At 48.1% G+C, this 19,795-nt stretch carries 16 protein-coding genes; 4 read left to right on the plus strand and 12 right to left on the minus strand.

The window, feature by feature from the left end; translation table 11 throughout:
• Window positions 1–160 precede the first annotated feature (160 nt).
• The 10 genes from ACJJIJ_RS10235 to ACJJIJ_RS10280 form a co-directional block, all read right to left on the minus strand.
• Complete coding sequence (locus tag ACJJIJ_RS10235; RefSeq protein ID WP_252082137.1) at window positions 161–1,540, minus strand: AgmX/PglI C-terminal domain-containing protein; 1,380 nt, start codon at window positions 1,538–1,540, stop codon at window positions 161–163.
• 9 nt (window positions 1,541–1,549) lie between these two features.
• A complete protein-coding gene (locus ACJJIJ_RS10240; RefSeq protein ID WP_252082138.1) occupies window positions 1,550–2,095 on the minus strand; it encodes an ExbD/TolR family protein in 546 nt (181 codons plus the stop codon).
• Complete coding sequence (locus ACJJIJ_RS10245) at window positions 2,092–2,682, minus strand: ExbD/TolR family protein (RefSeq protein ID WP_252082139.1); 591 nt, start codon at window positions 2,680–2,682, stop codon at window positions 2,092–2,094. Before ACJJIJ_RS10245 ends, ACJJIJ_RS10240 begins: the two co-directional genes overlap by 4 nt.
• Window positions 2,682–3,449, minus strand: a complete 768-nt coding sequence (locus ACJJIJ_RS10250; protein ID WP_252082140.1) for a MotA/TolQ/ExbB proton channel family protein — start codon at window positions 3,447–3,449, stop codon at window positions 2,682–2,684. The genes ACJJIJ_RS10245 and ACJJIJ_RS10250 overlap by 1 nt, the downstream gene beginning before the upstream one ends.
• A gap of 69 nt (window positions 3,450–3,518) precedes the next feature.
• On the minus strand, window positions 3,519–3,842 hold the full coding sequence (locus tag ACJJIJ_RS10255; RefSeq protein WP_252082141.1) for a hypothetical protein: 324 nt from the start codon (window positions 3,840–3,842) through the stop codon (window positions 3,519–3,521).
• Complete coding sequence (locus ACJJIJ_RS10260) at window positions 3,839–4,423, minus strand: tetratricopeptide repeat protein (RefSeq protein WP_444884439.1); 585 nt, start codon at window positions 4,421–4,423, stop codon at window positions 3,839–3,841. Before ACJJIJ_RS10260 ends, ACJJIJ_RS10255 begins: the two co-directional genes overlap by 4 nt.
• A 23-nt stretch (window positions 4,424–4,446) precedes the next feature.
• Entirely contained in the window at window positions 4,447–7,617 is a 3,171-nt protein-coding gene (locus ACJJIJ_RS10265; RefSeq protein WP_444939495.1) for a tetratricopeptide repeat protein, read from the minus strand.
• Window positions 7,614–9,824 (minus strand): tetratricopeptide repeat protein, encoded by a 2,211-nt coding sequence (locus tag ACJJIJ_RS10270; protein ID WP_444939496.1) that lies wholly within the window; start codon window positions 9,822–9,824, stop codon window positions 7,614–7,616. The genes ACJJIJ_RS10265 and ACJJIJ_RS10270 overlap by 4 nt, the downstream gene beginning before the upstream one ends.
• Before the next feature lie 2 nt (window positions 9,825–9,826).
• Window positions 9,827–10,336 (minus strand): hypothetical protein, encoded by a 510-nt coding sequence (locus tag ACJJIJ_RS10275; protein ID WP_252082145.1) that lies wholly within the window; start codon window positions 10,334–10,336, stop codon window positions 9,827–9,829.
• 462 nt (window positions 10,337–10,798) lie between these two features.
• Window positions 10,799–11,812 (minus strand): NADP-dependent oxidoreductase, encoded by a 1,014-nt coding sequence (locus tag ACJJIJ_RS10280; protein ID WP_444939497.1) that lies wholly within the window; start codon window positions 11,810–11,812, stop codon window positions 10,799–10,801.
• A 147-nt stretch (window positions 11,813–11,959) separates the two neighbouring features.
• Here ACJJIJ_RS10280 and ACJJIJ_RS10285 point away from each other — a divergent pair, with 147 nt between their 5' ends.
• The 4 genes from ACJJIJ_RS10285 (at window position 11,960) to ACJJIJ_RS10300 (ending at window position 16,731) form a co-directional block, all read left to right on the plus strand.
• Complete coding sequence (locus tag ACJJIJ_RS10285; protein ID WP_444939498.1) at window positions 11,960–12,892, plus strand: LysR family transcriptional regulator; 933 nt, start codon at window positions 11,960–11,962, stop codon at window positions 12,890–12,892.
• Between the two features lie 259 nt (window positions 12,893–13,151).
• A complete protein-coding gene (locus ACJJIJ_RS10290; RefSeq protein WP_444939499.1) occupies window positions 13,152–13,739 on the plus strand; it encodes a hypothetical protein in 588 nt (195 codons plus the stop codon).
• Between the two features lie 962 nt (window positions 13,740–14,701).
• On the plus strand, window positions 14,702–14,938 hold the full coding sequence (locus ACJJIJ_RS10295) for a DUF1059 domain-containing protein (protein WP_444939500.1): 237 nt from the start codon (window positions 14,702–14,704) through the stop codon (window positions 14,936–14,938).
• 1,277 nt (window positions 14,939–16,215) lie between these two features.
• Window positions 16,216–16,731: a GNAT family N-acetyltransferase gene (locus ACJJIJ_RS10300; protein WP_444900430.1), complete on the plus strand. Its 516-nt coding sequence runs from the start codon at window positions 16,216–16,218 to the stop codon at window positions 16,729–16,731.
• Window positions 16,732–16,876: 145 nt separating this feature from the next.
• Here ACJJIJ_RS10300 and ACJJIJ_RS10305 read toward each other — a convergent pair whose 3' ends face one another.
• Complete coding sequence (locus ACJJIJ_RS10305; RefSeq protein WP_444939501.1) at window positions 16,877–18,265, minus strand: MFS transporter; 1,389 nt, start codon at window positions 18,263–18,265, stop codon at window positions 16,877–16,879.
• Between the two features lie 117 nt (window positions 18,266–18,382).
• On the minus strand, window positions 18,383–19,771 hold the full coding sequence (locus ACJJIJ_RS10310; protein WP_444939502.1) for an MFS transporter: 1,389 nt from the start codon (window positions 19,769–19,771) through the stop codon (window positions 18,383–18,385).
• Between the last annotated feature and the right edge of the window lie 24 nt (window positions 19,772–19,795).

The following is a 19,795-nucleotide window of genomic DNA, read 5'->3' on the forward strand; positions in this document are numbered from 1 at the left end:
CGTGAAGCAGGTCATAAATACCGCCCAGCAGGAGGACTTTTTTGAAGATTGCCAAGTGGTTCTCAGGCAAACCCAGGAGGGAAAAAGCTGTGAAAGCAGACAAAAACTGCCCGAAAAAAAGGGGCCCCTTCCCGCACAAGCGAGAAGGAGGCCCATTTGATTAACTCTGCGGTAGGAAGTCGATCGGGTAGAGAATGGTGATTGTTGGAACACCAGCCTTTTCACCGAAGTTAAACCGTTTGACCCTTGCAACAATTTTGGCATTAAGTGCCGGCGAATCCATATCGCTGGACTCCACTTGTGCCAGGGACACAGAGCCATCCGGTTCGATAGTGATCTTCAGCACCATCTTGCCCTGCAGAGCCGGGTTGTTGCGCAGCTCGCGGTTGTAGATGCGATAGAGCGCATTCTTATAGCGGTCGAAGACAATCTGGATTTCCTCGTCGGTACGAGACGGGCCAACACCATCGCTGAGCGGTCGGTCCTCACCGGCAAAGTCACCCTCATTGCCAATAGCACTTTCAACACGTGCAAACTCGACACCACCCAGGGAAGAACCCGTTCCACCCACATTGCGACTCACATCTGAAGCGCTGATGCCACCACTGCCCTTGGCTGCGGCAGACGTAATCAGAGAGCGCTGGCTGCGATTCTCTTTCTTACCCGCCGTGCTCAGCTGGGTCTGCTGGCCGAGACGGTTATCCAGATCATCCTGGATCAGATCCTGGAAATTATCCTTAAAGGCCAGAACACCTGTGCGCTCAGCTTTCTTGCGCGCCTGCTTCTTCTCAGTTTTGGTTGGCTTGGGCTCTTGCTTGGCCACTTTCTGCTCAGGCTTGGGCTCGGGCTTCTTCTCCTCTTTCTTGGGCTTGGTTTTCTCCGGCTCCGGCGGTGGCTTGGGCTTGGTTTTCTTCTCGATTACCAGCTTGGCCAAACGCTCTGGAATCTCAACCACTTCGCTTTCCGGTTCCGGCAACGTATAGAGTGGCACCAGATAACCTAATAAAGTGGCAATAAACAGAGAGGCGAATACACAGAGACGGAAACGCTTTTCATCTTCACCCTGCGTATGCCAGGGCATAACCATTGGGCGAAAATCCGGTTGCTCGAACTCACGGGTAATTTCAAACTCGTACTTGGACTCTTCCTCTTCACGGCGCAGCTCATCTGCCTGCTCGTCCAGAGCAAAGATTTCCTCGCTGCAGTATTCAATATTATCGAGCACTTGCCGGCGGGATTGATGCAGCTGCTCCAGCTGTTCGTTGAAATCGCGGGTGGACTCACCGATTCGAGCAATCACCCGCTCGGAGGCATCGACCCTGTAATCCTCGGCCCAGAACATTTCACCGGCGCCGGCCTCTTCGAGCTTGCGCAAGCGCTCGGAAATTTCATCAAGCAGCTGGAACTTGGTGCCATTGGCCTGCAACTCGGCCAGCTGTGCCTCTATCTGCTGCCGCTCATCCTCGAGCAGGAGCATGCGCTGGCGAACCGCATTGAGCGATTCGCTAAGTGCCTGCTGTTGTTGTAGAAAATTACTCACAAACTTCCATTAACCCTGAGATGCTTTCTGAATAACCGCCAGCGATACCTTGGTGTAACCAGCTTCCGTACAACTGGACATCACCTTCTTAAGCAAACTGAACGGAATGCCCCTGTCCGCGAGAATATTGACTTCCGGTGGCTCCGGCTGAACTTCTCCCTCGGTGCCGGCTTCCTCGGCCTCCGCCTCAGCAGAGGCCTGGGCCACACCGATAGCCTTACCCATCTCGGCGATCATCGCCTGCTTAATGGCCTCGATAATGATTTCTTCACTCTCAAGTACCTCGCTGGTAGCCACCACTGAATTGGATTCCACCAGAATTTCCTCATTGGTCACCATCAGGGTTACGGTTTCCCTTGGTTTGGTCTCCACCACCGAATCCGGCAGTGTGATCACCTTGGGTGGCTCCAACGCTTCATTACTGGAGGTGTTGGTCAAGAGGAAAAAAACCAAAATGGTGAACACGTCCATTAGCGAGGTAAGGTTCATACCCGAGGTTTTTTTACGCTTATGGCTGCGCGCCATACGCTTCATACGTCGGCTTTCATGTCTCACGGCGCATCTCCTATGGAAATATCGGGAAACAGCACCACTTTCTCTACAGCACTTGGATCACTGGGATCGCTGCCTTCCACACGCACCTCGGCTCCGCGCACGGTATCCATTACACCCACCAAGTGCTCATAGGCAATATCCGCTTCCATCAACAAAATGGAGTCGGTTTTTTCTGGATAGCTGGCCTTTACCTGCAGTAAAAACTCGGTGAGTTTTTTCAGGTCGTAGACCTCCGCGGTTGGCAACAGAGCAAGCTGTTCACCCTCCCCGGCACCTTCCTCTGTAGCCGCTTCCAGCGGCGCAGACTCACCCTCTTCGGATTGCGTCAGGTTTGGAAAACGCGCAATGACTTTCTCACCATCACTAATCTCCAGCGCCTCTGTGCGAACGACGACTTCTACCGTGACCGTGGGATCATCCGGCGCTCCACCACCGGCTCCGCTCGGCATATTTAGCTCTAAAATTGTTACCCTTGAGAACACCGCCGATACCAACAGAAACGGCACCAGCACCACCATCAGGTTTAGGAAGGCGGTGATGTCCAGCTCCGGGGCCTCTTTATCTCTCCCGTGGCGCCGCCTTCTCATTACGCAGTTTCCGTTTGCTGTTCTTCGGTTTTGGCCTCGGCCACTGGTTGTGATTTGGTGTGCTTCTCAGACTTGCTAGCCGACTTGTTTTCACCTTTATTTTTTGAAGCAGGCGCATCGACTTCGAAGCGACGGCGGGTTGAACTGTCAATCAGATTGGAGGCTTTTACGGAAACCATTTCCAGGCTATCGATAATTTCTCCAGTGAGGGAGTTGAGCAGTGCATGCACAATCAACAGGGGGATACCGGTCATCAGACCGAAAGCCGTTGTGTTCATCGCTACCGAGATACTGGCGGAAAGAAGGTCGGCTTTTTCTGCCGGGTTGGCATTGGCCACTGCGGTAAAGGCTTCAATCAGGCCCATAATAGTTCCGAGCAGACCCAGCAGCGTGGCGATATTAGAAAACAGTGCTACGTAGGGCGTGCGCTTTTCCAGCTGCGGAGTGATTTCCATCATGCTCTCTTCCATCGCGATTTCGATATCTTCGCGGCGGCGCACTGCACCCTGACGGGCCAGCCCCATGGAAAGTAGCTTTGCCACACTGGAGTTATCCTGCTTAACCAGATTGCGCGCACGATCGAAATCACCACTGGAGAGGATTGGCTGCAATTTATCCCACATAGTGCGGTTGGTACGACGCTCGTAATGCAGGCGAATAAATCGCTCAATTGCTACTGCGCCACCCAGGGCGGCCACCACAAGAATGGGGTACATAAAAGTACCGCCCGTCTGGAAAAACTCGATGACGCTGTTGAAAAAGTCCATTACAAACCCTCTTGAGAAATACTGCAGTAATTGGTTGCTGCTCTGGCTTTAGCCAGAGAAAGGACGGCGTTAATCGCCGGACAGGCTGAGCTGGTAGAACTCCAGCTCACGCATGAAAACTTCCTTGTCGAGCGGCTTGAGCTTGTCGTCCATCAAACTGGAGACAAGATCACTTTCGACACCCACCTCGGAACTTTTCCAGGGAACGATATACAGAGACTTGGGCGCTTCCTTATTACCAATAATGGAAATACCCGATAACTCTTTAACTTTGGTATCCACTTTCTTATCTGTGGCTTGGTTTTTCTCACCTTCTTGTGCCTGCGCACCGGCAAAAGGAAAAATGGCAAACCCCATCATAAACGGCAAAATCCATTTACACTGCGCTATCACTTGCCCGCCCTCCGTTTGAGATCCGCCAGCCAGATAGACACATCCTGGTCCTCGGGTTCCAGCTGTACATATTGCTGGAATTGTGCCAGAGCGCACTGGAGATCTTGCAGATAGAGATCACACAATATGCCGAGATTTTTTATCAATGGCAGGTATTCGGGGTTTTCTGCCAAGGCATTCACATAAATTTTGCGCGCATCGGCAAAACGACCCTGCTTGCGGTAAAGCACTGCCAATTCATTAGTGGCCACCGGGTGCTCGGCATCTATTTCCAATGCTTTAAGAAAAGCCTCTTCCGCTTTTTTTTCTTCTGCCACCTGAATTTGGGCAATGCCGAGATTAATATAAGGCGCGGGCAAACGCTGCTCCCGCTCAACTACCGTCTCCAACAACTCAATCGCGCGCGCAAACTCCTTATCCGCAAGGAATTCCAGGGATCGTTCAAAGTCCCGGCTCACACTGCCGGACACCCGCACAGAGGAATAATCAGAAACCTTGCCCGACTTGGTCTGAACTCCCGCACAGGCAGCCAAAAACAGCGTAACCACCCACAGGAAAACCACTCGCAGTTTTATTTGCATAGCCCTCTTCTCCATTCTCGCTATTACTGGCCGGAAACTACTTCCGCTGATTCCAAGGCCTCCGGCTCCGGTGGCAGAGGGACAATACTCTGCAGATAGTCACCAGCCTCTTCGACACGGGCATAACGGGCCGGCATCAGACCGGCAAGTTGGCCGATACTCTTATCGATCCAGGGGTTGTAGATACCCATCCCAAGTAACTCGACATTTTTTTCATGCACGGAAATCGCTTTTTCCTCGAACGGATAAATTTGATCTTCCAGAGCCAGCTCGTACTCTTCCAGTTCCAGCGCACTCAAATTCGTTGGGCGCTCGGACTCTTTCAGAGACACACTGAAGTGCAAATAAATTTCCGCGAGGTAATAAGTGGCTGCGGCGGTCACATCCGCTGCCTGGTAATCAATCAGGGCAGAGAAATCGCTAATCGCTTTTTTCATGCGCTTGCGTTTCAAATTGAGGTTCTGCTCGATTGGCTTAACCAGCGCCACTTGGGTAAAGGCCCGATAACTGGGCTCAGCCAGCTGTAACGCGGCACTACCAGCCAGGTAGCGGGTGCGATCACTGCGCTGGGAACCGCCCCGCTTCTCTATGCGCACCATCTCACGCAGTTCCTGCATATAGCGTTTTTGCTGCCCAGTAGTTTTGTAGATATCGGCGATTTTTTGCCGCGTCTCCAGCGCGGGCTCCATGGGGTTGGGGAACAGCTTCACGTAGCGCCTCAACACCGCCAACGCCCTGTCGCTGTCTTTAGCGGTACTGTAGAGATCCGCTGCCTGCGTCAGAGCTTCGCGGCGTATTTCCTCGTCCTCAGATTCTCGCTCAATACGCTCAAACTCCGCCGCTGCCAATAAGAGCTCGCCACTTTCCTGATAGACCACCGCCAGTTTCTTGGTGACATCTTTGGCCAGTTCATGTTCTGGGAAATTCCCACGGAAATTGTTCAGCACTGTGGCGGCCTGGGTCCAATCCTTGAGCACAATCAGGGAGGCAGCAGCATCGTATTCGGCGGTGGCCAGTAAAGTGGCTCCCGGAGCCGCAGCGCGAATGCGCAGGAAGTGGCCGGCAGCAGTAGCGTGGTCCTCCTGCTTGCGGGCCATATCACCTTGCTGGTAAATGGATGCCGCCAGATTGTCGACCAGGCCAGCACGATCCTTGGCATCGGTGGCGGTGAGATTCAGGGTTTCTCCATAGGCCACTTCCGCATCGGCATAGGCATGGGTATCAAAAGAGCCGTGGGCCACCACCATCCAGGCGGAGCGGCGAATCTCCTGCTCTGCCGCTGGGAATTTTTCCAATAGCTGGCGCCCGTTATCGATCGCCGGCGTATAGTCTTTAAGACCGTACAAATCTTCCACCGCACCCAGCATTACCTGCGGCGCTTTGGCGTGCTGTGAGAAGGTATCGGCAAAGGTTAACGATGAACGGATAATTTCACGCAACAATGGAGCGCGCTGATCTGCACTGGCTTCTTTCAGATTGTTGGCCAGATGTTCGCGATAAGCGTAAACCGCAGCGTAACCCGCCTCACTGGAATCCTTGTGGGCAGGGTATTCGTAGGCGGTACGCTCATATTCCAGAGCGGCATTGTGGAAATCGCGATTTTCCAGCATCAAGCCGGCGAGCTGGTAGTTCATTTCCGGCGCACGCTCAGCTTCACGGAAGGACTGCAAGTAACGGCGATACCAGTGAATTGCCTCTAGGTAGTGCTCGCCCTTTTTATCCTTCAGTTTCTTGTTCTGGTAGGCGGCGTGGTAATGGCCGGCCAGGTCGATCAGGTTAGCCTGTAGAAATTCGACCACCTCGCCGAACTCATTAATATCGAATACTGTCCAGTAGTCGGCATTGAGGGCATAGGTATTTACAAAAGTCTTCTTCGCTTCAAGCACCAGTTTGGGGAAACCGCCCTTGCTGTAAATCTCGATCACACGAATGGAAAAGTCCGCAGAAACCTTGTGCAGTGGATTGCGCTCCACAAAGGCGATATAGGATTTGGCCGAATCCTGGTAGCGCCGCTTATTCAGGTAGTACTCACCGAGATGGCTGTACACCAGGTATTCATACTGACGCGCGCCCTTGCGGGAGAAATAGTCGACAATTGAATCCGGGCCCTCCATATATGAGAAGCTCAGACTCACCACGCGGAAAGTATCGTCCACATGCTTGCGCTCAACCGTATTGGTCTGCTGGTCAAAGTCGTAACCCTGGGAGACTTTGTAATCGAGCATGGCCACATAATCGTCCAGGGCCATCTCGTACATATCCTGCTTAAACAGGGACCAACCGCGTTTATACAGGGCCAGCTCGTAAAAACTGGAAATCTGCCCAATGGTGATTACCCGGCCATAGGCCTCTTCCGCATCCAGATACTTTTTGCGGGTAAAGTAATATTCCCCCAGGCGAAACCAGGCTTCATCGATATGACGGGAATCCGGGTATTTGGCCACCAACTGCCGCAATACATCTACTGCGGCATCAATTTGCCCGGCCTCTTCATAAGCGCGGGAGAGCTGGTACATCACCTGGTCGTTGCGGTCGTAAAGAGGGTATTTCTTCAGCAGGTTGAGATACAGCGCGATGGCCTCTCGGGCATTCGCCGACATCAGCGCTTCCGGGCCTTCTTCAGGAACCTGCAGTGGAGTGGTGTCTGCGGCGATATCCACACTGCCACTAGCGCGGGCTTCAAAGTCCGCATCAGACTCCGCACCTGCTACATGCTCAGTGGGGATACGCTGCACCTTGGCAACAGGCGCGGTTACCTCAGCCGGGGCTTCCAGAGTATTTTCTGCAGTTGCCTCCGGTGCTTCGATGGCAATCACAGCACCACTGCTTGCTGTGGCAGGAGCAATACCGTCAATGGCAGCATCCTCGGCCCGGTGCGCCTGCTTAATTTTCAGGTCGGCAATCCGACGCATCGCTTCAGGGGTGAGACTCGATTCGGGCGTTTCCTGCAGGTAGCGCTGATAACTTGCCAGGGCCTTTTCCAGGCTGCCGTCGATATATTCCTCTTTAATTTCAATATCGACATTTTGCAGGCTGCCAATTGTTTTACCGCTGTTCACCGCACAAGCATTAAGTAACAGTAATGCCGCGGCGAATGCACCATAGCGCAGTGCATTTTTGGGCTTCCGCCCTGTAGTTATTGGCTCGATCGCAAAACTAGCAGAGAGGCTTACGCGATGATTTACAGGTTTCACGCCTTATCCCCCTCAGTTTCTGAAACTTGCCGTTCAGTGGATTTATTCTCAGGTAAAATTTCCGGCTGGCCTGTTTGGGGTTGCTCACCCTGCTCCAGTGGCCCATTTTCACTTTCTGGCACTTTCAATTCGGCAGGATTGCTCTCAGGCAGAGTTTCCGGCCGGGCTGCTTGGCTCTGCTCCTGCAGCCCATTTTCGCTTTCCGGTGCTTCCAATTCGGGAGGGTTTTGCCCTGGCAAAGTTTCAGGCTGAGCCTCACGATGCTGTTCAATCTTGCGCTGATCCTCGCGCTGCTCCTGCAGCTCATTGGCGCGGTCGTAACTGTCGGCTAGGGCGAAGCGCGCTTTGATCTGGTAACTCTCCAGTTGGCTGCGGCGGCGCTCCAGCTCTTCAACAGCGAGTGCTTCCAGCATGCTGCCCTGGCGCGCCATCAACATCTCCAGACGCTGCTGGGCCGAACGAATCTGCGCACGAGAACGCTGGATATCCTTGTTATAACCGGTGTAACTGTGGGTCGCCGCCTGACGACTGCGCACATAGGAGCGGTACACCGTTTGTAACTTTTCGATCTCAGCATTGAGGGCCTGCAAATGCTTATAGGCCTCGGTGAGACGCTGGTGATATTCCGTAGAGAGACGCAAATCCAAAATACCCTGCAAGCGCTCAACACGGTTGCGGCTTTGCTCGGTAAAACCTTTAGGATTGCGTGCGATCTGCTTATGCAGCTGCAGTAGTTGCAGGCGCGCTTCCTGCTCTTCGGCGGTGGCGAGATACTCCGGGCGGCGGGAAACCAGCATTTGCTCTATGCGACTGGAAAATTGATCGCGCTGCTCCATACGCAGCTTGATCCGTGCATCCAAGGTACGGAACTGCTCATCCAGCTGTGGTAACAGGGGCTCGTAGTAAGCCCGACGCGCGCTGATAATATCCTCGAAGGCAGTGAGACTTTTAAGCCACTCTTTATTGCGCTCGTAGAGATCATTCAAGTCGCGGTAGTTACGCAGGAATTCTTGGTAGTCATTGGAGGCCATGAGGTCGAGGAGATAGTGAGTCTCCGGTGCCTCCGGCAGATTGCGCAGCGCCACCACCCAGTTTTGTACCTGGGTAGCCTCTTTGCGCCGCAAAGCTTCGAGAAATTTGCCCTGACGAATACTGTTGATGGAAGCCGTCAGTGTGTCGATCTCACGACCAAAGGCATCCAGGGCGCGGCCGTAATGAATTGCCGCAGTACTGTGTACATCCAATTTTCCGTAGGCGTAAGGCACAGCCAGCATCACTTCCTGCACCGATTCATTGGTGCCCTTGCGGTTTTGCAATATCCGCCAGGGCACCAGGGCGCGATCGAAACGCCCCGCTCGGGCCTCCACCCAACCGGCACCGAGCAGCGCCCGATTGGAGAAAGGCCCTTCGAGATTCACCCGGTCAAAATAAGGGCGCGCCAGCTGCAGTTCGCCGGCCTCCATCAAGTGGGAACCCAGTAATAAATTGGTCTTGTCGTACAGGGCCTGATCGGCCGGGTCGCCACTGTGGCGCTTGCCCAGAGCGGTCAGCTCCAACACCCCGCGTGCTTCCTCGCCGGATTTCAACTGGGCAATGCCCAGGTTGAACTCCACAAAGCCCTCCAGGGATTCCTCACCTTTCAGGTCTTTCAGTAGCTCTACCGCTTCTTCGAGACGCCCCAACTCCATAAAAACCCGCGCGCGCAGGAATTGCTCCTCGGCACGCACCCGCAAGGGCACCCTGCCCTCAATCATTTCCAGCGCATGCAAAGCGTTTAGAGGCTGCTGTTTGTGGTAGTGAATTTTAGCCAGACGATAGGCGGCTTCATTGCGCACCTCCTGCGAAACATTGCCCTTCAGCACCGCTTCAATTGCGCGCCCCGCTTCCCGGTGCATACGGTAGGAAAGCTCCATGTCACCCACAGAGAATTCAGCCTGCCCAAGATGATTACTGAAGGGGTCTAACTCGGGCTCATCCAGACGGTGATACTGGGCCAGCTCGTTATCCAGCGCTACAATCGCATCAAAGTAGTTTTCCTGGTGGGCGTAGTACATGGCCGCACCAAAGAACAGATCGCGCAATTCTTCTTTATCATCGTCTGCGCCAGCCACACTAGGGAGTAGAGACAAGCTACATAATGTAAAGCTGAGAACTCGCAGGCCAGCTCCAGCTACGCCGGGAAATGCCGAAAGCAGGGGTATACGCATGGTTACCAGTCCTTGAAGTTAATCTCGGACTCGGTTCCGGAAATTCTGATCTCGACAAACTTTGGCCCTACCGCCTTGTCGATTTGATAAGAAGCATTGGCTCGATACTCTTTACCGGAAGGGGTCTTGCCTATAAAGCGCACTTGTAATGGGTGTCCACCAGCCTGCACATTACCGGTATAGATTTTTTGCACCCCCCCTTTTTGTAAGGATTCAATTTCCCGATAGGTGTAGAGGTGGTGCGCCACGATTTCACCATTGAGAGTGACTTCTACGGATTCCAGTTCAAAAGGCTTTTCGTCTGCGACAGAGACAAACAAAGCCACCTGAGTATTGGAAGGAAACAACAGTTTCTCTTCCAACTGTGCCAAAGTTGCTGTCAGATCAATTACATCTTTCTTAACATCCTGGATTTGCTCGTCCAAACCACGGATATCATCACGACTGACATTCTGCGCATTCACTGCGGCAGCCAGTAAAAGAAGGAGAGCTATCTGTAAAATTCTGAACATGTGGCCTACCTCTGACCCAATCCTTATCAATGAAAACCAGCGATGTGCAAACCCCTTGAGGGCCACATTGAAGTGCCTGTAAACAGGGACCTTTCAGCCAGCGGCATTGTAGTGAATAGAGAAATAGGCAGATGTGAGGAAAGTCAAATCTAGGAAAACCGGCAATTGTTAATTTTTTGCACTGAGAAGTGATGCGACTGAGCAATTATGTGAGGCAGATCTCATTAATTCTAAATTCGCGCCGAAATATTAATGGCTACTGCTTTATAGATTCATTGTGAAAGTCTTTCACAAGCAAAACTACCAACCTATAAAATATTAAAAGTACCTGCTGTGCAATCGATAATCATTTATCATTTGCGACTAGCAATAAAATAAGCGGGGGCTAGCCATTGGCAATCACCCAATAGATACAGGAATGACTGCCAACTTGGAAAGAAGCCGCTCAAATAGCCCGGCGATCTAATCGCCGCTGTTCAATGAAATGATTACTTTACCCTTTGCACGCTTGGTATTCAGGTAGGAGAAAGCCGCCAGACTCTGGCTAAATGGATAAACTTTATCAACTACAGGAGAAATGATTTTGTCCTTGTATAAGGCGCTTAGCTCACTGAGCTGATCCCCATTCGCCTGCATAATGACCATACGGTAAAACGCATTCTTGTCTTTCGCCTGTTTCAATACCGGGCGAGACTTAAGCCCGATTAGCTTACGGAAAAACCAGTTGATACCCAACTCCCTCGCCGTCAACGGGTCCAGCACCCCAGCAATAGATACTACTCTGCCGCCTCTTTTCAATACTCTAAAGGCATCCATTGTGTATTGTTGGCCTAGGGTGTCATACACCACATCAATATCAGACAATAAATCCAGATAGTTTTCTTTCTTATAATCGATCACTTGGTCCGCACCGAGTTTGCGCACCCAGTCCACATTGGCACTACTGGTTGTAGTAATCACATAAGCGCCGTAGGCCTTGGCAAGCTGAATCGCCATAGAGCCGATGCCACCGGAACCCGCATGGATCAATACTTTCTCTCCCTTCTTCAAACCAGCAACCTGGATCAAGGCCTGGTAGGAGGTCAGCCCCACCAAAGGGATACTTGCAGCTTCTTCATGGGAGAGGTTTTCAGGTTTCTTCGCCAGATGCGTAGCATCCACCACCAGATACTGGGCAAGGGTGCCCACGTGATCCTCCCCCACCCTGGCGAACACTTCCTCTCCGGGCTGATATGGTGAGACTCCACTACCCACTGCGACCACCTCACCACTCAGATCCCGGCCAATTCCCACCGGCAAGTTGAGCTTCTTTAGCGCTTTCATCTCGCCGCGCATCACCATTAGATCAATGGGGTTGATGCTGGCGGCATTGATCTTGATCAACACCTCGCTCGCACCTGGCTCGGGTACATTCGCTTCCTGGAAAGCCAGGCTGCTATCGATATCGCCATACTGGGTAATTTTGAGTGCTTTCATTAATCTCTCTAGTCATCAGTTCAAGAATGAGAGCGATAGTGCCCCCTGCCCCAACTGAGAAACAGAGAGCATTTAGTGGAACTCTTTTGTCTTTCTGACAATAATGAATGCTAAGTTGCCGTGTAAACAAGCAAGAATAGGGGCTTTATGGACAAAATCCGGGCATTACGCTACTTTAAGCGTGTGGCAGAACTCTGTAGTTTTACTGCAGTGGCTGAGGAGTTCGATGTTCCCGCCTCTTCTATTTCTCGGCGTGTGCGGGACCTTGAGCAGTCTCTGGGAGTAGAGCTATTGCAGCGCAGCACCCGCAAGGTGGAAGTTACCGAACTGGGTAAGCTCTATTACTCCATGATTAATGAAGCCATTCGCCAACTGGAGCAGGCAGATGAGCTGGTGAGCCAAACCTTCGAAGCCCCCAGCGGGTTGATCCGTATCAGCTGCCTACCTTCTTACGGCGAACAGCACTTAACCCCCCTACTGGAACAATTCGTCCAACGTTATCCAAACATTGTTTTTGACCTGCACTATAGCGACGATCTTACCCAGCTAGGTAAAGACCCTGTAGATGTCGCCATTCGCGGAGGCTCCGCTCCCGATGAGCATGTCATCGCCAAGCGTCTATCCAAGAATGAATTCTCACTCACCGCCACACCCCAGTACCTAAACACCCTAGGGAAAGAGTTACCGTTAAACAAACAGGCTATTGAATCTGCCCACGCCCTCCAATACCGCGGCCCCAGAGGACTGATTGACTGGCACTATTTCGATGATGATCATTGGGTGCCACTAAAGCTATCCACCCACCTGATCAGCAATAATGGCAAAGCTTTACTGGCTGCAGCACTGAACCATCGCGGTATGTTCTGTGTACCCTCATGGAGTATTTGTGAACACCTGGAATCTGGAGAATTAGTACAGGTTCCCACCCAAGGTAAAGTCTCTGTCAGTCCTGGAGGTGATATTGGCATCTTTCTTCTTTACGAGCGCAGTAAATATCAAATACCAAAAATTAAACTATGTGTGGATTTTATTTGTGAGTATTTGCAGCATCACCTAGATAGAACCAACGAGCAAATATAAGCAACCTGAATACCAATAAATGAACTTTTGAGAAGTGCCATATAGCTGACTAAGCTACCATTTTTACTGAAAAATTTACCACTCCTTAGTTAACCTTATTAATCACGACTTGAATTTTATGTTTTTGTCACTTTAAAGATTTACCCTCCAAAGAATAACCAACTGAACTATAAATCGTTGTAAGTGCCTGGGAAGCACATACATCAAATGATATATTGCGACTTCAATAAATGATCAGTCAGCCGTACAAAAGGTAACGATGGATTCCTCACTCGAGAAAAGAGCAACACTTAAGCACAAGATATATGCATGTATAGCTTTTGGCATAGTCTGCCTACTCCCAATTGGAGCTTCCAGTGAACTTTTGATTAGTGATGAAAAGGCTAAGTTTCTTGCTTCTACTAGCATCACTCTTTCTATAGTTCTACTCACAATCTTATTCATTTCTCTCCCCAGAAGAAAATCGACAATAAGGAAAATTATTGCAGATCAGAAAAAAAGTCCTCTCTTGATGGGGATAGCTTTAACTATGGGGATCCCAATTACCATCTATCTTTCAATAGCAAGAGGATTACCAGCAACATTACATTTTTTCATATCAACTCACGGCAGCATAGATGTAACAGTTTCAGGAAAATCATCTAGATACCGAGAGAAGCATTGCAAAGGTAGAATCCTTCTGAGTGAGTACAACTCCTTAATGAGCAATCAGATATGCGGCGTGACAAAAAAGTCATGGGAGGATCTCAAACCTGGCGACAAACTACGTCTTTTTGGCAGGAGGTCACTTTTTGGATTCAACCATATAAATTACACAAAATTAACCGACACAAAAGTGTCCATTTGAAACCCACATTTATACATTAAAACCTTAAAATAGATGAACAATGGGGGCAACCCAAGCTATAAATTTAAGCTAAAAAAATATAACAATGAAAAGGGACTTCGATGAATACTCATTACCTTTTTACTAATCTTCTCGACGTGCTCTCACTTTTCTTCGGTTTACTTATCACGATCGAGCACAGTAAATCTGATATCTTGGTGGTTCACAAAAAAAACAGATGAAGCATTTCATAATGGGGAAGGGTTTTTACTGATACTGCAAAGTAGGTACTACCAATGATGGTTCTTACCTTCTTGATTAGCCCTATCAACCTGCAGCAAGGACTGGATGGTTTGTTGTACTGCTTCCGGCAACTATATTGTTGGCTTGGAGATGTATATAGCGCTTGCGCAACAAGTTTTAGAGTTATAAAGCAAAACAACAGCCTCTTAATACCAAGGCATAACTTATAGCTAGTAGAATTGTTAGCATTCCTAGCCATACCTATACCCCTCACCACCACATGGATTGTGCTTTAATGATTCCTATGTCATTAGATGACTAGCTCTCTAGGCCAAGTAAAAAATAAATTCATAAATTTTTATCCAGTTAGCACACAAGAACCACCACTCTTTATTTTCTCCAGCCAGCCCCATATGCACAGTATCTAATTCAGGAGGTTTGCACAATTAGTCCCTATCACGAGCATTCAAACAAGCGTAAGATATTACTATTAAGGTAATGGTTAGGCACGCATAAGATTTTTGAGTCTAATAACTGTGGCCACGTGGCCCTTTGTAAGGCCCGTAAATACCCATAAGTACACTCAAAAGCCCTCTCAAAGAGCTGCAGCAAGCTTAGCAATACCATCTATCGCTCAAGTCTCCCAATCTGTACCTCTCCACCATTACCTCTTAAAATCTACAGTTGTCTTAAAATTAGCACGCCAAAAAATCAATTGCCTTTCACAAAAGGAGTTCGATATGAAAACTATGACCTGCAAGCAATTAGATGGCGCTTGTGATGTTGAATTTCAAGCAAACTCCTTTGAAGAGATTGCGGATCTTAGTAAGAAACATGGCATAGAGATGTATCAGCAAAAAGAAACGAAGCATCTAGAGTCCATGCATAAAATGCAAGAACTTATAAGAAATTCTGAATCCATGAAAAAATGGATGGAATACAAAAAGGAGCTTTTCAGCCCCCTACCCTCTCAGTAGTAAATGTGAACCCAAAGATGACCAAAAATACTATAGTGATAATATGGGTGGCTACTTGGCATTTCTGGTAAAACCAAAAAATCTATTTTCCAGCCAAGTAAGCCACCTTATAGTAAAATCAATTATTCAAACAGTGTAAAAACTAAGCTCTCTAAGTTAAAATAAGTGCAGACCATTTAGCATATGGAAATGTTATGCAATTCATAATAACTCTATCCATCGCACTTTTATCCAGCTCAAACTCCGCTACCCAGAGTACGCCTGAAATCCTTAAGATGTATGAACACTTCACCTTGTCTAGTGCTGCTGCTGGTAAGTGTTACCAACCTAAAAAACCAGAGTTAGCTTCATTCCTGGCAAATTATGAGCTGGTAACACGTATGTCATCTCAATACATTAAAGAGAAAAGGCCCCAACTAACAGAAAAACAAACAGCGCAGATACTTCTAGACGCAGGTAAACGAGCAACTGACAGGGTATACCAAGAAATAGTATCCGCAAGCTGTATGAGCTCCAAGATTCAGGATCTTATTAAACGATTTAAGGTGCAATCAGCTTGGAAGCCGAACATACCACCTTCAGGTGGGTGATCATGAAAGGATTAACTAGTACTAACGATCAAGGTAAGACGATCATCCCTCCCTAAGAGATCGTTAACTTACGACAAAAGCCAGAATGGCTACTCCCCAAAGGATAGCTTTAACAATATAATTGTTACCTAGACCTTAAAGGGAAATAAATCTAACTTTCAGCAACAGGAAACATAGTCAAGTTTGTATTAATAAATCTATTAACATTCCACAAGCTTAGGCCTGTGTATGTTTCCCTATCTACTTCATCAATTTTATCGAAAAGGATTACCCGTGGGACGTAAATTAATGTGGTCAAGCATTTTGATTGCTTCACTAAGTGGTTGCACCTCCCTCATGGAGGAAACTGTCACAAAAAGAGCACCCTTTGACTTAAACTGTGATGCTAAATCAATGACGATCCATCAACTTGACCGGCGTACATACGGCGCTTCCGGCTGTAATAAGCGCGCCACATACATTTTGAAAGGTCCCTGCGCTGGGCCAGGGAGTGCATGTGTAGCCATAATGAATTCCACCATTGAAGAGCAAAAACTTTAATAACCTCTTAATCTTTAGATATCTGCGAAGTTGAATTTATTTCAAACTTACTTCGCAGATTCATTCCCACTCAAAGGTGTAGATCAACTTTTAAACAAACCTGAAATATCATCAAAATTAATGAACTAATGGAATCTTGAGCAGACAATGAAAGTCAGTACCCAGCGCTTAACCATGTCACTAATCACCGAGGGTGATTGGTCACTTTTTGTAAGTCTGCATACTAACCCTCAAGTAATCCAGTTATGTTTCGATACGCCAGATGAAACAGTATTAAAGTCTAAGTTTGAATCAAGACTTACCCCCTGGGAAGCAAACTCTAATACTTGGTTGTGTATGGTTATTATAGATAAGCTCTCCGGCCAGAAAATGGGTGTAACTGGGTTTCATTTGGAGGATGGCATAGCTGAAGTTGGCTATTTACTGTTACCAGAATTCCATGGAAAAAGTTATGGTACCGAATCGCTTAGCGGCTTAATGGAATGGGCATATTTAGAGCATGGTATTGCGCACTATAAGGCAGTGGTAACAGAAGGCAACATTGCTTCAGAGCGAGTGCTCGGAAAGTGCGGCTTTCATCTTGATATGATCATCCCAGAAGCTCATATGATTGGCGGAAAAACTTATAGCGACCATATTTATTTTCGAAAAATAGAAACTTAGAAATAATTCAACTCTGCTATTTTAGTAATTAAGAGCGGATAGAAGCTTGAAAACTATGATAGTTACTATAAAGTGCCCTCCGTCACCCCTAAAATCATCACTCTTTTGAAGAGCTATTTACTTATAGATATTCTCAAAAGGAATACTAACCAGATACCTCTTTCTTCTGGCTAGCACCAACAAAAAATAGACAAGCAACCAACCCTGCAAGTGCAAGATAAGCATTAACCGTAAACGCCCGGTCAATACCTGAAGAGATATCTGGTGAAAAAGCCACGATAGTCGCATTCATCCCAAGACCAATGGCACCTCCAGCAATTTTAAACATATATATTACGGCTCCGGCCAAACTGGCTCGACTTGGTGATACAGCAGTGATTGCAGCAGTGGTAATTGCAGGGTTAAAGAGGCCAATGCCTGTACCCAGCATTATCATACCCGGCAAAAGGCTAATGAACCCGGTATGGTCGCTTAGATGAGACAACATAAACATTCCTACGCACATACAGAGTGTGCCTGCCCCAGCCAACCACCTTGGCCCAATCAGCTCATAAAAACGCCCTGATATATAAGCAAAGATTCCCGAAACAACCATCAATGGAATCAATGACATACCAGATTGCATCGCGCTATACCCCTGTGTTTTTGTCAAAAACTGCGGAATATAAAGTAAGGCTGAAAAATACAAAACAGCGACTAACAGGGTAACAACACTTGCTGAAAGAAATTTTTTATTGCCGATAACATCACCTGGAACCAATGCAGTACGCCCTATGCGACATTCAATAACGGAAAATAAACATATAAAAACTAAAAATATCGTCAACAAAACAATAACCAATGGATGCTTGAAGCCAATCTGCCCAGAAATATCCAACGCAAACAATAGTCCAAATAGTGAAATAGAAAGTGTTGCTACACCTGGATAATCAATTTTCTCTTCTGTCTGCTCTGGTGGTGTAAACGGAACTACTTTCCAGCAGACAAATAGTGCGATTGATGCTATAGGGATATTGATTAAAAAAATCCATCGCCAGCTTAAAAGGTCCGCCAGTATTCCTCCCAGTACTGGGCCTACGGCATTAGCAAAAGCGCAAACTGCCATAATCAGCCCGCCAGCCTGGCCAGAGCGGTCATCGGGCATCAAGTTATAGGTCATCCCCAGAATTGATGGCCACATCAACGCTGCCCCAACTGCCATCAAAGCTCGGGAAATCAACAGCATATTAGCATTAACTGCCAATCCGCCTAAAATGGAGAAAAATATAAAAATCAGGGTACCGCAAAAAAATACACCTCTTCTACCGTAGAGATCAGCAAGCCGGCCACCAGTAATGATCAGCACCCCAAAGACCAGCGCATAGCCATTAATAATCCACTGGGAAGTGGTAATGTCTACATTAAATTCACTTTCAATAGCAGGTAATGCAGGAGCAAAAGCCGTAAAGTCATTTGCCACAAGGAACACAGCCACTGACAAGGCCGCGAGCCCTAAATATTGCTCCTTTCCTAGAGTAGAATTTAGCGCGGGCATTAATTGAAACCTCCTGCGCACTAGATCTCAAATCGAACTCAACACATTATCAAACCATGCTCCTGAGCACATTTACAAACCCAACACAGGATCTTTTAAAACGATTAAGTTTCATTATTACTTCCGTCTCGAGAAGGCTTTTGGTAACTGCCCGGGAAGAAAGAAAACAGCAATCACAAACGCACTAAGAGCAAAATAAGCATTTACCGTATAGGCCCAACCAATACCACTCACCACATCTGGCGCAAAACCTACAATAGCCGCATTGATTCCCAAGCCCAAGGCACCTCCTGCAATCTTGAACATATAAAGAATCGCACTCGCCAAGCTTGAGCGCGCAGAATCTACAACTGATATCGCAGCGGTAGTCACTGCCGGATTGAACAAGCCAATACCAATCCCCAAAATAATCAATCCGGGTATAAGCTCAAGATATTCTGTTTCTTTGTTCAGATAAGATAGTGAAAATATTCCAGCGCCTTTGCAGACAAGTCCCCCACATATCAACAATTTAGCCCCCAGCTGTTTATGCAGAACACCCGATAGATAGGAGGTCAGTGCAAAGGTTGCCATAATGGGGATCATTCCCACACCAGACTGAACTGCCGTAAACCCCCGATATTCAATTAAAAACTGGGGCAAAAACAAAATAACGGCAAAAAACATCACTGCCGATAAAAGAGTAACCAAACTTACCAGGGAAAATGTTTTATTAGAGACAATATCAGCAGGAATTAATGCAATCTCTTGATTGCGCTTTTCCACAATAATAAACAAGCAGATGAACACTAAGAATAGCATTATCAGATAGATCACCAATAGATCCCTGAAACCAATTTCGGCAGCCAAATTCAAAGAAATCAAAAGGCTGAACAGAGAAATGCTCAACGTCAAAACTCCCAGGTAGTCTATCTTCTCTCGTGAAATTTTGGGAACATCATCTGGAACTGACTTCCAGCAAAAACAAATTATGGTAATCGCAAGAGGAATATTTATAAAAAAAATCCACCTCCAACTTAAATATTCAGCCAACACCCCTCCAGCCACAGGCCCAACAATATTTGCCACCCCCAATACTGCCATCAAGCCCCCACCAACCTGCCCAGCATACTCTTTGGGAACCAGGCTATAGGTCATACCTATAATAGAGGGCCACATTAACGCTGCACCTATCCCCATCAGACAGCGGACTACCAGTAACATGGCCATATCAATAGCGAGGCCACCAATTAATGAACAGAGAGCAAAAATGGCCGTTCCCACCATAAATGCACGTTTTCTGCCATAGATATCCGCTATGCGACCGCCAGTGACCACCAAAATACCAAAGACAAGTACATAACCATTAATCACCCATTGCGAAGTGGTGATATCAAATCCAAACTCACGCTGTATAGCTGGCAATGCAGGGGAGAAGGCGCTCATATCAATCGCGATCATAAATAAGGCCAGAGCGGCAGCAAATAAGCCATAAACCTGCCCTCTGGAAATCTGTAGCTGACTCACCCCTATAAATCCCTCAGCAATTCT

This window comes from Microbulbifer mixtoriginis (SeqCode) (genome assembly GCF_052467945.1).

What these genes read in the sequence shown, in the direction of transcription:
- ACJJIJ_RS10270 (WP_444939496.1), bottom strand. Translation starts at nt 9,824, where the DNA reads ATGCGTATACCCCTGCTTTCGGCATTTCCCGGCGTAGCTGGAGCTGGC.
- ACJJIJ_RS10260 (WP_444884439.1), bottom strand. Translation starts at nt 4,423, where the DNA reads ATGCAAATAAAACTGCGAGTGGTTTTCCTGTGGGTGGTTACGCTGTTT.
- ACJJIJ_RS10275 (WP_252082145.1), bottom strand. Translation starts at nt 10,336, where the DNA reads ATGTTCAGAATTTTACAGATAGCTCTCCTTCTTTTACTGGCTGCCGCA.
- ACJJIJ_RS10305 (WP_444939501.1), bottom strand. Translation starts at nt 18,265, where the DNA reads ATGCCCGCGCTAAATTCTACTCTAGGAAAGGAGCAATATTTAGGGCTC.
- ACJJIJ_RS10245 (WP_252082139.1), bottom strand. Translation starts at nt 2,682, where the DNA reads ATGAGAAGGCGGCGCCACGGGAGAGATAAAGAGGCCCCGGAGCTGGAC.
- ACJJIJ_RS10285 (WP_444939498.1), top strand. Translation starts at nt 11,960, where the DNA reads ATGGACAAAATCCGGGCATTACGCTACTTTAAGCGTGTGGCAGAACTC.
- ACJJIJ_RS10250 (WP_252082140.1), bottom strand. Translation starts at nt 3,449, where the DNA reads ATGGACTTTTTCAACAGCGTCATCGAGTTTTTCCAGACGGGCGGTACT.
- ACJJIJ_RS10295 (WP_444939500.1), top strand. Translation starts at nt 14,702, where the DNA reads ATGAAAACTATGACCTGCAAGCAATTAGATGGCGCTTGTGATGTTGAA.
- ACJJIJ_RS10300 (WP_444900430.1), top strand. Translation starts at nt 16,216, where the DNA reads ATGAAAGTCAGTACCCAGCGCTTAACCATGTCACTAATCACCGAGGGT.
- ACJJIJ_RS10290 (WP_444939499.1), top strand. Translation starts at nt 13,152, where the DNA reads ATGGATTCCTCACTCGAGAAAAGAGCAACACTTAAGCACAAGATATAT.
- ACJJIJ_RS10280 (WP_444939497.1), bottom strand. Translation starts at nt 11,812, where the DNA reads ATGAAAGCACTCAAAATTACCCAGTATGGCGATATCGATAGCAGCCTG.